This window comes from Acetobacterium sp. (genome assembly GCF_041752335.1).
Lineage (GTDB): Bacteria > Bacillota > Clostridia > Eubacteriales > Eubacteriaceae > Acetobacterium.
In genome coordinates, this window is record NZ_JBGSHG010000115.1 from 36,665 (window position 1) to 49,622 (window position 12,958).

Annotated in this window: 12 protein-coding genes and 2 pseudogenes; 2 read left to right on the forward strand and 12 right to left on the reverse strand. The window is 40.2% G+C overall.

The features are described from left to right. Nucleotides 1–327: 327 nt before the first annotated feature. The 6 genes from ACEW8F_RS13920 to ACEW8F_RS13945 form a co-directional block, all read right to left on the reverse strand. Nucleotides 328–945 (reverse strand): class I SAM-dependent methyltransferase, encoded by a 618-nt coding sequence (locus tag ACEW8F_RS13920; RefSeq protein WP_373484070.1) that lies wholly within the window; start codon nucleotides 943–945, stop codon nucleotides 328–330. A 36-nt stretch (nucleotides 946–981) separates the two neighbouring features. Next, a complete protein-coding gene (locus tag ACEW8F_RS13925; RefSeq protein WP_373484071.1) occupies nucleotides 982–1,230 on the reverse strand; it encodes a hypothetical protein in 249 nt (82 codons plus the stop codon). A 67-nt stretch (nucleotides 1,231–1,297) separates the two neighbouring features. Next, a complete protein-coding gene (locus ACEW8F_RS13930) occupies nucleotides 1,298–1,720 on the reverse strand; it encodes a flavodoxin domain-containing protein (protein WP_373484072.1) in 423 nt (140 codons plus the stop codon). 301 nt (nucleotides 1,721–2,021) lie between these two features. Then, entirely contained in the window at nucleotides 2,022–4,673 is a 2,652-nt protein-coding gene (locus ACEW8F_RS13935; RefSeq protein ID WP_373484073.1) for a PAS domain S-box protein, read from the reverse strand. 544 nt (nucleotides 4,674–5,217) lie between these two features. Then, complete coding sequence (locus ACEW8F_RS13940; RefSeq protein ID WP_373484074.1) at nucleotides 5,218–5,532, reverse strand: type II toxin-antitoxin system RelE/ParE family toxin; 315 nt, start codon at nucleotides 5,530–5,532, stop codon at nucleotides 5,218–5,220. Then, a complete protein-coding gene (locus ACEW8F_RS13945) occupies nucleotides 5,519–5,791 on the reverse strand; it encodes a type II toxin-antitoxin system prevent-host-death family antitoxin (protein WP_373484075.1) in 273 nt (90 codons plus the stop codon). The genes ACEW8F_RS13940 and ACEW8F_RS13945 overlap by 14 nt, the downstream gene beginning before the upstream one ends. A 335-nt stretch (nucleotides 5,792–6,126) precedes the next feature. On the opposite strand from ACEW8F_RS13945, the gene ACEW8F_RS13950 reads away from it, so the two are divergent. Continuing rightward, nucleotides 6,127–6,510, forward strand: a complete 384-nt coding sequence (locus ACEW8F_RS13950) for a hypothetical protein (RefSeq protein WP_373484076.1) — start codon at nucleotides 6,127–6,129, stop codon at nucleotides 6,508–6,510. An 87-nt stretch (nucleotides 6,511–6,597) separates the two neighbouring features. On the opposite strand, the gene ACEW8F_RS13955 is transcribed toward ACEW8F_RS13950, so the two are convergent. The 6 genes and pseudogenes from ACEW8F_RS13955 to ACEW8F_RS13980 all read right to left on the reverse strand — a co-directional run bounded on the left by ACEW8F_RS13955 (nucleotide 6,598) and on the right by ACEW8F_RS13980 (nucleotide 12,489). Beyond that, nucleotides 6,598–8,163, reverse strand: coding sequence for a hypothetical protein (locus tag ACEW8F_RS13955; RefSeq protein WP_373484077.1), 1,566 nt, complete (start codon nucleotides 8,161–8,163; stop codon nucleotides 6,598–6,600). After that, nucleotides 8,151–10,757, reverse strand: a complete 2,607-nt coding sequence (locus tag ACEW8F_RS13960) for a DUF4268 domain-containing protein (RefSeq protein ID WP_373484078.1) — start codon at nucleotides 10,755–10,757, stop codon at nucleotides 8,151–8,153. Before ACEW8F_RS13960 ends, ACEW8F_RS13955 begins: the two co-directional genes overlap by 13 nt. 167 nt (nucleotides 10,758–10,924) lie before the next feature. Then, nucleotides 10,925–11,497, reverse strand: a complete 573-nt coding sequence (locus ACEW8F_RS13965) for a peptidoglycan-binding protein (RefSeq protein WP_373484079.1) — start codon at nucleotides 11,495–11,497, stop codon at nucleotides 10,925–10,927. After that, a pseudogene (locus tag ACEW8F_RS13970) lies at nucleotides 11,494–11,958 on the reverse strand (holin family protein). Before ACEW8F_RS13970 ends, ACEW8F_RS13965 begins: the two are co-directional and overlap by 4 nt. A 29-nt stretch (nucleotides 11,959–11,987) precedes the next feature. Beyond that, nucleotides 11,988–12,242: a DUF2922 domain-containing protein gene (locus ACEW8F_RS13975; RefSeq protein ID WP_373484080.1), complete on the reverse strand. Its 255-nt coding sequence runs from the start codon at nucleotides 12,240–12,242 to the stop codon at nucleotides 11,988–11,990. 52 nt (nucleotides 12,243–12,294) lie between these two features. After that, nucleotides 12,295–12,489, reverse strand: a complete 195-nt coding sequence (locus ACEW8F_RS13980; protein WP_373484081.1) for a hypothetical protein — start codon at nucleotides 12,487–12,489, stop codon at nucleotides 12,295–12,297. Nucleotides 12,490–12,762: 273 nt separating this feature from the next. Here ACEW8F_RS13980 and ACEW8F_RS13985 point away from each other — a divergent pair. Continuing rightward, nucleotides 12,763–12,958 (forward strand): annotated as a pseudogene (locus ACEW8F_RS13985) (resolvase); the annotation flags it as partial.

Consider the following 12,958-nt stretch of genomic DNA (forward strand, 5'->3'; position numbering starts at 1 on the left):
TTATACACTTATTTATTCATTTTAAACAAAAAAATGATTTAGTCGTTAATATTTCGTACAATTCAGTATTTTTGTTTCATATAATCATAAATCATGATATTGAATCATCGTTGGCTAGTACGCTAATATCAGTTTTAATTCAAATCTCAAAAAAGGGGCGTTTTTCCGGTTAATCCACTTAAACGGATTAGCCGGAAAACGCCCTTCTAATAAATTAAACCCATGCTACTTTCTCACCGGAAACATATCCATCATATAAAGAAAGGGGCTGTATGTAGTAAATTAAGCTTATTAAGAAACTAAATCGAAGGTGTTAAAAGCGAAAATTTAAATCGGAGTGCATATATACCAGGCAGCTTTGGCATCAACGTCAACAACCTTAACCTCTGAAAAACACTCGTTCATTTCAAAAACGCACTGCTCCATCTCTTCTTTAGCCACCTTGATAAAGTGGAAGTAATCACCACGTTCGAGCCATTCGATTATAGAAGTCAGCAATCCTCGTTTTTGATTGTAGTCATAGATTATTACTTTGCTTTTGCTTACCCGACTCATTTCAGCATACATCTTTTTTCTTTCATTATTTTGCAATCCATGGGCTACATAGGAGGCGATCGATATATCAAATGTTTTGTTTTCAAACGGCAGCGACTCAAGTACATTCGCTTGAATGAATGTGATTGCTTTGTTTTCCGGTTGTCTTTTGGCAATCCTTAACATTTTATCGGCTGGATCAATCCCTGTAACCGCTAAGCCTTTCTCTTTAAGGACAGAACACAGGGCACCTGTTCCGCAACCAACATCGAGAACAGTATCATATAAAGTCAGATCCAGCACATCTGAAACATTATCAATGACTGTACCATAGCGGCTTTTTTGCATGTCATAAAACAAACCATAGATGGGTGCGATTAAATTAAACAGTAAACTGCTATTTTTGCTCATGGATAATAACCCCATTTCCAATCTTATTAATCTTAATCATATAACGGACGCAAAAATTGTTGCTGTAAATCCGGCTTCTGAACCGACAATTTTTGTGATTGTTTCGGGTGTCAAAATTCCTAGCGTCAAGCCCACGATGCCAAGCACAGTCAACAAACTGGGAGCGGACTTGAGAAATGCTTTACCAGCAATTTTGAATGCTTTTTTAGTTTTTTCTTTGTTTTTCATCAACGAAGCAATCAAGCCTACTACCAGTAGAGAATAAATTGTGATGATTGTAGCCATGTGATCACCCCGCTATTTTGATGTTTTAATTTGGATCCCCATCAGTCTTGCTCGAGTTTTGGTTAAATTACGAGTTCGGTCTCACAATTTCCAGAGCAAAGTCGGTTGCTGCTTGTAAATCCTTAGCGTTTGGGTGAGTTAACGATACAAATAAGATGGCTCCCTTACAAACAAACTCGTCCAGTACGCTAATCCCCTTTTCTTCGAGGATTCTTCGCACTGCGTCCTGCCGCTGTTTTCCTGAGGCACAGCTGGTTACCAGCACTGTGTGTGTGAGTGCGGGCGCTTCCATCTCCTTAATAAATGTCAATAGTTCCGGCATACTGGCTCCGCCATAAATGCCACCAACGATGAAAAGTAAGTCGATATCATGTAAGGTCGGATTTTCCGTTATGTTTTTGGCTTTAACCTTTAAAGCCGAGCCGATTACTTCCGCAAGCTTTTTTGAGTGTTTTGTTTTGGTTGCATATAGGACCGCAATTCTCTCCATTTTCAATACCTCCTGAGATTAAAATGACTTATTATTGGATTCGCTCAAACCATTTGAGTTGTTTCTTCTAAGTGCTATTTTATAAAGGGTTCTGCACGTTTTGGAAATCAGCAAAACGCGTAGAACCCCTAGTTTTATACATTTATTTTAGTTTTATTTCTCCACCCTTGACATCAATACGACTGTCTCAACGAGGCTTGAGTTGCATTGATAGCTATCTAAACGGTGTTCTCAACCCCTACGGTTATGGGGAACATCTCGATCGGTATTTACCTTCACATCTCCCCAAATTTCCTTTAGCTTAGCAAAATCGATTTCTCAAAGTAGGTAATACCTTCTCTACAAATATATCTACTAGTTCAGAATCGAACTGTTTCCCCGAGTTTTTCAGCAATTCTGCCACTGCAAATTCATGTGTCAGTGCCGGTCGATAACTTCTGTCGCTGGTCATGGCGTCGTAAGCATCGGCTATGGCACAGATGCGAGAAGGTAAGGGAATGGATTCTCCTGCCAAACCTTTGGGATAGCCTTTTCCATCCCATCTTTCATGATGAGACAATACATAATCGGCAATTTCAGACATATCATTTGCAGTGCTTAAAATTCGGAAGCCTATTTCAGAATGTCGCTTTATTTCATTATACTCTTTATCCGTTAATCCGTCTGCTTTATTGAGTATGTCGTCGGCTATCGCAATTTTTCCAATATCATGAAGTAAACCAAAGACTTTTAAGGTCTTAATCTCGCCTTCTTCAAATTTCAACGCTTCACCAATGGCGATACACAAATCTGAAACTCTTTCTGAATGTGCTTGCTCCCTTGGGCTTTTCGCATTGATGGTAGCAACGATACTGTCAATCACTCTTCCCCGAACACTTGGACCTTCGAATAGCTTATTGTTGTACATGTCATCTTCGGCCTTTTTTGTGACCAGATCTGTAGTCTGCGACAGATCAGTTTTTGTCGCCCAACCAAAGGAAATAGACAAATTTAAATCTCTTACTTTCTCTTTCAGCAATAATTCCAGCGTCCGATTAATTAGTTTTTGAGCCTCGGAACCATCCGTTTTTGGTAGTAAAATAGCATATTCATCGCCACCCACTCTTGCGATAATATCAGCAGCTCTAAAACTCTTTTTCAGTATTTTCGCTATCCTTATCAATAACTCATCTCCGGCAGCATGACCGAAGGAATCATTGATCAATTTAAGCCCGTTCACATCTCCCATGACAATGGTGATCGGTAGGTTTCTTTCAGTGTCGAGACGTTCCATCTCTGCTTCAAAAAACCCACGGTTATATAAACCTGTCAAATGATCGTGAAAACTGAGATAAGTGATTTCGTCCCGGATTTTTTTCTTTTCTGTAAAATCTCTAAATACCAAAACCACACCGGTAATGTTTCCTTGCTCATCTTTGATGGGAGCAGCACTATCTTCAATGGGTCTTTCAAACCCATCTTTTGATATCAGATGGGTATGATTGGCGAGTTCAATAATCTCACCTGTCTCAATCACCTTTTGCGCTGGATTGTCGCATCTTTCCCGGGTGAATTCGTCGATGATATGGAACACTTCATCACTTGATCTGCCCACTGCTTCTGCTTGACGCCATCCAGTTAATTGTTCCGCAATTGGATTTAAAATCAACACCTTGCCTTTTACATCTGTTGAGATGATCCCGTCGCCAACAGAAAGCAAGGTTGTTTTGAACTGATCTTTTTCTCTAAAAAGCAGTTGTTCCATTTTCTTCCGGTCGGTGATGTCCTGGACCACACCAGAAACTTTCAGCGGTTTTCCGGCTTTATCTTTTTCCAGTTCGGCAATTGAAATAAATGTTTTTATTTTGCCTGTGTCTTTTGTGATGATATCAAATTCCAGATTGTATGGCTTACTATTCTCAATCAAATCCACCAGCGACTGGTGGACCCTTTCCCGCTCAATAATGCAGCTTTCCACCTCTTCGACGCTGAAATTGTCTTTCGTCGGGTCAAATCCATACATTTTTTTAGCTTCATCAGAACCCCAGAATTCTGTGGTTTTCAGGTTGTATTCCCAATTGCCCACCTTCCCCAGTTCTTGCGCTTTTCTGTAGCGCGTTTCGCTCTCCCGCAAAGCTTGCTCTACTTGCTTGCGATCGGTGATGTCCATGATGTTGCCGATGACCCTGATGACTTTTCCACTCTCAACCACCGGGATGGCGGTCGTGCGAATCCAAAGCCGGCGCCCTTTGGCAGTCGTGAAGGGGCGCTCCAAATCATAGGGTTGCCCTTCCTCCACGCAACGTTGAAAGACAGCCAGGATTACCGGGCGATCCTTTGGTTCATAGCATTCCGCGCTCCGCTTGATATGTTTTGCGGATCCCGGATCCATCTCACCCGGGGAAAAATCATGGATCCGATAGGTTTCTTCCGTCCAATACATGGCTTGTGTTTCAACGTTCCACTCCCAGCCGCCAACCTTGCTAAGGCGCTGACTGGCATTTAGCAGCTCCTCGTTAGCCCGCAGCTTGTCCTCCGCCAGCTTCCTTTGGGTGATTTGAAGTTCAAGTTCATTAATCTGTCGGCGCTCATTTGATATATCAGAGAATATCGTTATGAAATACCCTTTTTCTGGAGAATAAACTTTCACTTGATACCATCGTCTTAAAGGTTCAGAAAACTGCTCAAATTCTTCAACGCCAGCGTTAATCGCAATGTTCCCATAAAATTCTATCCAGTTAAATGCACTCTTTTTTATATCCGGTAAAACTTCAGAGACATTTTTACCTAAAATATCTGAACGCTTCAGACCAGTTAAGTTTTCGAAGGCACTATTCACTTCAATAAACTCATAATCACAAGGTCTATTATTTTCATCCCGTATTATTTTGTGGTAGGCATATCCAACAGGAAATCTCTCTATGATTGATTTATGCAAGTCCATGTTTACTCGCCTCATTTCATTCTCTACCATTTTATCCTAAATATAACACCCTCGTTGATTACCACGATGTGGGACGGCAGTCCGTCCAGCGTGGATCTGATGAAGTGTTCCGATTCATGCAGAGCCTCTTCGGCCTGCTTGCGTAGGGTGATGTCCCTGACTGGCCGGATTGACACACCGTGATACACCGCCGTTCTTCGCTCATTTATTTGATTGTTGCCTTTAGGTTTTACACAGCTTCGATTTTATCGAAATAATTCTAATCGTCTTTGAATGATCTTAACTTTTCGCTTTTCACTTTACCCTTTTTATCCCCAATTTCTCCAATCTTAACCAATGCTATGTACATTTCATCAAATTTTTCGATCATCCATGCAAATAGATCTTCCTGTTTTTGAGGATTAAAGATTTCACATTCACACATTCTGTAAATGAACAAAAAAAACAACATACATTATACTTTGGTCCTTGCCTCCACAAGCCGCACGAATGGGCTTTTCACTAATTAATAACCATGTTTTTGAGACTGATAAGTTAAGTCAATAAGTTGAGCCTGGCACCGGTACCTAAAAGACTACAAAATACGAAGCCAATCACGACGGGCATAAAGGATTCGTTCAACGTTGACGACGTGGGATTGTTCATCGATGGTAAAGAAAGCGACATCGTTCTTAATCAAAAGTTTTCGGTACCCCATTGAAGCCAGCCGGTCATCACGAACAGCCGGACATTTCTGGGGCATTTCGGATAACCCCAGCAGTGCTTCTTCAATCGTATCCATCATATTCATGGCCGTCATTGGTGCGGACAACTGTGACGATATGTACCGGATCATATCACGAAGGTCATTTTGGGCTGGCTCTGAGATCTCAATACTATCCGTTGCCATCGGTTATCTCTTGTCGCAGGTCCTTCATGACATCAGTCAGCGGACGTTTTTTCCCCGCCTTAATGGCGGCACGACCTTCATCAAGGGCGCGATAAAGTTCAAGCTTCCCGTTTAACATTTCGTAAGCTTCGATGCTCATGACAGCCAGGTCCCCCTGACCATTCTTAGTGATGAAGATGGGTTCTTCGTGTTCGTGACAGAATTTAGAGATTTCGTTGTAATTATTTCTTAGATCCGTACTGGATTTGATATTAGGCATTTGAATGTCCCCCTTTGTTAATCTAAAGATATTATAGCAGAGTATCATCTTTAGATTAACAATAAAAATAGCCGGTTGAGGTAGTCAAATCGCTGATGCGTAGACAGGATTTGCCGGAGGGACTGCCATTCCCGGCTATCCCCGGATGCCTGCAAGGTGGTTTCGATTATTCTGCCTAGAATCATTGACTTCTGCACAATTAGTTGATAGTATTGTGCAGAAAGAGACTCGTTTATGCAGAAAGGAATCGAAAATGCGCGAGATTAAGCCGATTGTTGACCTTACTGATCTTATATCGCTCCGGATATATTGTCGGGAAATACTTGAGTATCGAAATGATTATTGAAAACACAAAAGAAACCTATTATGAGGTGTTATATGACAGCTCGATGGGATGGCAGGAAGAAAACAACCACTATTTTGCTTTTGTTAAGTACTATCTTGAAGTCATTTTGAGGGCTTATAAAGAGTTTTCAACCCGTATTGAATTGTTTCAGGATCGAAGCCTTACCAAGCCAGAACGGATCAGAAAACTATTTGACAACACCCTCCAAAAGCTGTCAAAGCGAGTGATTTTAGAAAAATGTCCTGATATTAGCACATCAACCGTTGAGGTTGCGTTGGCATCTTTATTAAAAGAAGGCTATATTATTAAAATTGGAGCTGGTAAGAACACCGCCTATATCCGTAATACCAATAAAAAAACAGGTACACACTAATTATTAGATCAAGGCATCTCACCCGAGGTGCTTTTTTCAAAGTTAAGTCGAGCCTGGCACCGGTACTTTGATGGTCTTTAACCCCCATTATGAATATATCTTATTCTTAATATGATGTTGTTCTTCTGGCAAATCTAAATCCTCTTCAGTGCATTTGCGAATAATTCGTTTTGTCTTATCTACAGGCATTGGAACATTCTCTTGAGAAAAGTATTCAATATTTACAACTGCGACCATAGCAATATGGTTATCCCCTCCGGCAGGAACTAAAACAAAATCACCGACCTCAATGCTATCATCATCAGTTATGTAATAATAACTTTTCTGCCCCTTATCAAAGGTTATACTGCAAAAGATATAATCATTTTTTTGACGTCTTACTTTTCCATAGGTTGATGGGTCTAATATTTCCCCAAAACCATAAAAGCTCATAAATCTAAATACTGTTTCAGCAAATTCTTCAAAGTCCTCCGGCAAACCTTTTTTATCATAAGTACCTTTTATAACACGCTGAGGATTTTTGTTAAAATCAATGGTTATGGTATATTCTTTTGTTTCGTCTGGTGTATCAATTACATCTGATGGATTGCCTTCGATATATTCAAACAAATACTCAGCATCTAAATCATCAAGTAACCCCACCACACCATCTGGAACCTGATATTTATGAGAAATGATACAGTCAGTTCCAATATTTTGGATATGCTCAATGCTTTCTGATCTTCTATCAATTATCAGCTGCTCCGTGTAATCCCAAGTTAGATAGCTGGCTTCTTCACGAATAGGCAGCTTGGGTTTGATTTTTGTAACTCTGTGGTAATCAACAGTAATTCGATTTACCTTATCTGGTTTAAAACTGCCATCAAAAACATATAAATCATCTATTTCTAATGCATCCCGAATGAGATCTGAGAGGTAAAACCCATCCACCTCAAAAATGGCACACAATGATCCATTAAATTTATATACCTTGCCTTCGGTATTGGTTATTTGCATTTCCCAATTACCAATATCTGTTGCAAATATTTCATCATATTCATCACTAAAATAGGTTGCGATCTCTTGTAAGATATCTTCAGCTACAGCTTTTTCAATTTTGTAATTTCTAGTTTGAGCCTTCTCATACTTACCAAAGCCATCTCCAAATGCGTATGCAGAAAACCATACCCGTCCACTGGAATTGATTGTTATCCGTTGTTCAACTATATCCTTTGGTTCCGGACAAGGTCCAAAACCGATACTGTTGGAAACAATTCGTATCTTTTGGGGCACTCCTTTAAAGATAAAAGGGTTTTCACCCGAAAGTAGCGACAGTCTACTAAGTGCCAAAATAAACCATGAGCGGTTTTTAAATTCTAAAATTTCTTCACCGTTATATGCCCAATGATTAAAGTATCGCCACCGTGAATATATAGCGGAACCCAGCAATTTTATATCAGTGACAGTATCGATTATCCTATTAAGCTCCTCATAATTATGTTCGGCATCTCCATAAACTTCTGCAAAAGAATTACCACAGTCCATCTCAAAACCAAGTGCATCACAATCATCTGCCAAATAGTGGTCTACTAGTTCTATGTAATTGACTTTTTCATCACGAAATTTATCGCACCACTTTACTGCGAAATCATAAACTTGTTTCATGTCTGCCACTGTGATCTACCACCGTTTTTATCCTCAATTTCTCCAACCTTAACCAATGCTATGTACATTTCATCAAATTTTTCGATCATCCATGCAAATAGATCTTCCTGTTTTTGAGGATTGAAGATTTCACATTCACGCTTATAAATGATTCGCTTTGCTGTACTGTTTTCTCTACTGGAGTACCAGTCCAACTTATCCCCAAATACTGTTTCAATATCTGCTTTTTTACTTTCCAATCGTGAAAATGTCTCGCCACTATAAACATAAATAATCAGTGCGAGATATTTTCCTCTCGTCAGTGAGAATTCAAGGTGAAAATCTGCATCTGAAACTGGAATATGATACCAACTCTGAGTATAAGGTTTCCGCGTTGCAATATCCTCTCCACGACCATTCTGTTTGCAATAATTAACAAAACTTGTCCAAAACTTCATCTGATGTGATTCAAGTATTGTTTCTTTTCTTTGCTCAGTATCAAACAAGTTTTCTGTTTTTGGGTCTTCTTTAGTGTCTTTCTGTTCTTTTGGCAATACTTCTGGAATTTCTCTGCCATCCATTGCAAACGACACATAAATCAACTTATCTATCTGCTCCCCTGTAAAGCTGAATTTCCATCGATTCTCCATAAATTGCAGGAGCTGTTTACTGCGATTATAAATAGCTTCAGCTGACCAGTCTGTTTCTTTTGCTACCTCAATTTCTGAATGGGATCCATTCTGGTATCCTCTTCTACCATTAGTTTTAGAAGTTTTTTTATCTTCGAAACTGTCATTCTGCAAAGCAGAATTAATGCTTTGTGACAGCGGCAGCAGATTTCCCAAAGCGCATGACAACAACTGAATTTCCTCAACATCAAACTGTCTAAATTGATTTTTCCAATAATATTTTGTTGGGGTCTGTGGAAGAATGTGTTCGATAGAGACTTTATCTTTTTCAGTTTTTGTGAACATCTCCCAGCTTATCTTATCGATATTATTTTTCTTCGCTAATTGGAATTCATATTCATATAAAAAGTACTTTACTGAATTCCAAAAATAGAAACCACCCATGTCAGCGAAATGCTTTTCAATTTTTGTAACAAAGTTAGGTATTGCATATTCAATATTTGACTTGGTAGTCTCGTTAATATCGTCAATTAATTCATCAATATCCATTTTTTTTAAATAGATACCACGCGCAGCACGGTTATATTCACTACTTCTAAATGTTGCATTTAAATACCCTATTCTAAAACAAATGAACAAGAACCTTTCGATTGATGAAAAAGCTTCAATTCGTTTATCTGCATTCAAGTCCCTGCGGCTGATAATTACCATAACAAGAGGTCTAAAATAACCAATACCAATACGATTTAAACGATCAACCCATATTTTTTCTTTTTCAGTCAAATTATCACTGTTCATGGGAAAGAAAGTATCATACCAGTATTTTGCCATCTCTTTTAAGCTGTTAACATAGTCAGAAATATCACTTGGCTCTAATGTGCAAATCTCCACAACTTCCGGTTCAAAATTGTCTTCAGTTTCAATTTCAGCATCATCTTCAATATCATCTGAAATCACTGGAATTGATTCTCCAACAACAACGGTTTTCTTTTCAAAAATGTTCTTTGCAGAGAATTTGTTTAAAAGAAAATGGATGTAATCATCACCTTTTTTACGGGAATAAGCAAAATAACTAATCCAATGGGCTCTTAAAAATTCATCATCCGAAAGAGGTGTCTTTTCATTTCTGCCAAGTTGATAATACACCTCTTTCCATGTATCATTTATTTGCTTTCTAAGGTTTGCCTTATCTATTGCATCAAATTTTTCATCAGGATAAAGTGTAGTCAGGTATATTAATCTGTTTTTTAGAAGTTCCAAATTCGTCAATTTTTTTCCGCGATTATTCATCGTTTCAAAGGCCACAAAAACATCATAATCATCATCAATCTCATGAATATTAAACATCAACTTCAATGTCAGTTTTAGATACAAATTACTAATACCTTCAAATTTTTCAGATGCATAAAGAGCTGACAAATTTTCTCTAAAAAAAGATTTTGCATATTTCAAATTTTTTGTATAATAAGTTTCGTTAACCGTACCAGAATACTGTTCATTGAACACTCTGTATCTAAGATAGTCCGCACTTGGGTTATCGACTTCATAGCCAAACAGATATGTAGTAATCTGATTGTTTGGTGGTCTGTGCTGACTGATATATTTTGTCTGAATATCTTTAAGAGTATCATAGCCGAGAACTATTTCTTCATCTAATTTGTCAGTATTTTCTTCTAAAGAACGTGAAAACTCGACTATCTCGTTTATTAGAATGATGAATGTTGTAAGCCGTTGTTGCCCATCAACAATATGGCACGCTTTAAATCCCTTATCCACCATCCATAAATCACTTCCCCAGGTTTTTGTTTCACTACTTTTAAGATTTTTTAATGATAGCAAACCCGTATAGTGATAGCGGTTATCCTGTAAATTCGCTAAATCATCCCAGAAGTCAACAAGTTGTGATTGCTGCCATGCATATCCCCGCTGGTAATCTGGTATTCTAAACAATTTATTCTGAAATAATAATGACAATGGTTGCAATTCACTAGCCAATCCATACACCTCTCTTTGACACTTTTCCTTATGATTATTCAATCAAAATACATTCAGTATATTCTTGTAGATTAACTTTATCAATAAATACTCATTTTGTAAATAAATAAAAAAACCCCCGGCCACAACGGCCGGGGTAACAAAGAAAGAACTTTCACACGAAACTTTCAATAAATAATCTGGTTTCGTGGTGGAATTTGAAAATGACAAAACAATTGATTGGGATAGCGGATCACGCCGATTTCCTGGCTGATGGCATAGTCGGCCATCTGGTTTATCACCGCTTCATTCATATGTCCGGGGAAATAACCGTCAAAGGCATGACCGATGAGGTGGCAGGAATCCGGCACACCGCCAACCGCCTCATTGACGGTTGGACAGCGGGCTCCGGAAGAAATCACCAGGGGCCAGCCGAATTGATCCCGGAGCCTTTGGGCAAAAGCCTTGAGCTTGTCGCAGATATCAAGACCGCAGCCGCATTCGCAGGTAAATTCATCATTGGTAAAATCTTTCAGCAGCAGCTTACCATCCTGATCCACTTTCAAGTCAAACATACTACGGGCCTGGATCAGGGCACTGTGGGTTAGTTCACCAACTTGCCCATCGGCCACCAAATCATTTTCTTTCTGAAACAGCCGGATGGCAGCATCGGTGCGGTCGCCAACCACCCCATCGACCGGGCCCGGATCATAGCCCAGGGCTTGTAAATGTTCCTGGATCCACTTCACATAGTCACTCACTTTTCTTCCTCCTTTTTTACTTCATCTTTTACTTCTTCTTTTATTTCTTCTTTTTCCCGCAGGGCTTCCAGTGCCTGGGTAATGATGGCCGGCAGCGGCACCCCCATCAGACCGATATTCTCGGTGATCGATAAAAGCTCATTGCCGCAATAGGCAATGATGGTGGCATCCCGGATAAAGGTGGCGCCCAGCAGCAGATCCAGCCGGCAGGCAATCAGCACCACCCCCAGGGTTACCCCCTTGCGGAACAGGCCCTTCTAGGCCGCCAGGCTTTCCAGCGCCCCTTGCTGTGATTTGCGGCTTTTCTTAAAGACCCCGGCTACGATTAACCCGGTGATATAATCGATGGACATAAACAAAAACAACGACTGGAGGCCAGCATCCCAGCCGCCGAGCAATTCGGCGATGCAGCCTCCCAGTAAACCCAGCGCTGTCAGCGCCGTTAATTTAAACTCAGTCATAAACGGATTAAAAAGAAGCCCGTAACGGGCTATCTTTTGTGGTACACAACTACCGTACCCTTACGGGACGTTGTAGAAGTCAGAAGTGGTGGTTTCCACCATTTTACAATCGACCTTAGACACCAGTGCGATATTATCAGGGGTAAAATACCCGTTGTTAGAATGGTGTCCATTAAGGCCACGGCTTCCGCCTGGGTGACGGTGGGTTTAACATCAGGGATCGTCATGGATACATTTTTATCCACGGCATTTTTAAAAACCATTGCTAATTTAAATTCTGCCATATCTTGCTCCTTTCAAAATTTTTTATAGCAAAGTCAGAAAACTGACGGTTGCTCAAACAGAAAATACTTTGTGGACCCGGTAACGGGACTTGTTGTGGGCGTTGATGGCGGCGGACCGGGTGCTTTTCACTGCGGATTCATTACCGCAGCCCTTGCAGACCACCTTGTATTTTTTACCAGGTTCATAGACCGTTATCAATTGACAGTCGCCCTGACAGATTTCACAGGGTTTAATGGGTTTTTCCATAATGACCTCCCAAATGGATTTTTATTTGTTTTTTTTATTTGTGCTGAGATTTTCCATCGCCAGGCTTTAAATTTTTTCCCGGCTGATACCTGGCATGATGTTGACCTCATTTTGGCATCAAAAAAGCCACCATGAGATTTCTCCCGTGGTGGCCTGCGCCTACTTTTTTCACACTACCATTATAGCACATTGGCCACTAACATCAACTCTCCTTTACTCTCCACTTGCCCTGACCACGATTTTCTTTAAAGCCCGGTCCCGCATGCGGTAGGTGTGCGGGAGGCTAAAGCCCATCTTGATGGCAATTTCCTCCCAGGTATAAGCACAGAGTTACGGGTAGCAGCCTATTGCCGGGTTTCCACTGACAGTGATGAGCAAGCCACCAGCTATGAAGCGCAAATTGAACACTACACATCCTACATTAATGGCCATCCGGACTGGACACTGGCTGGTATTTATGCGGACGACG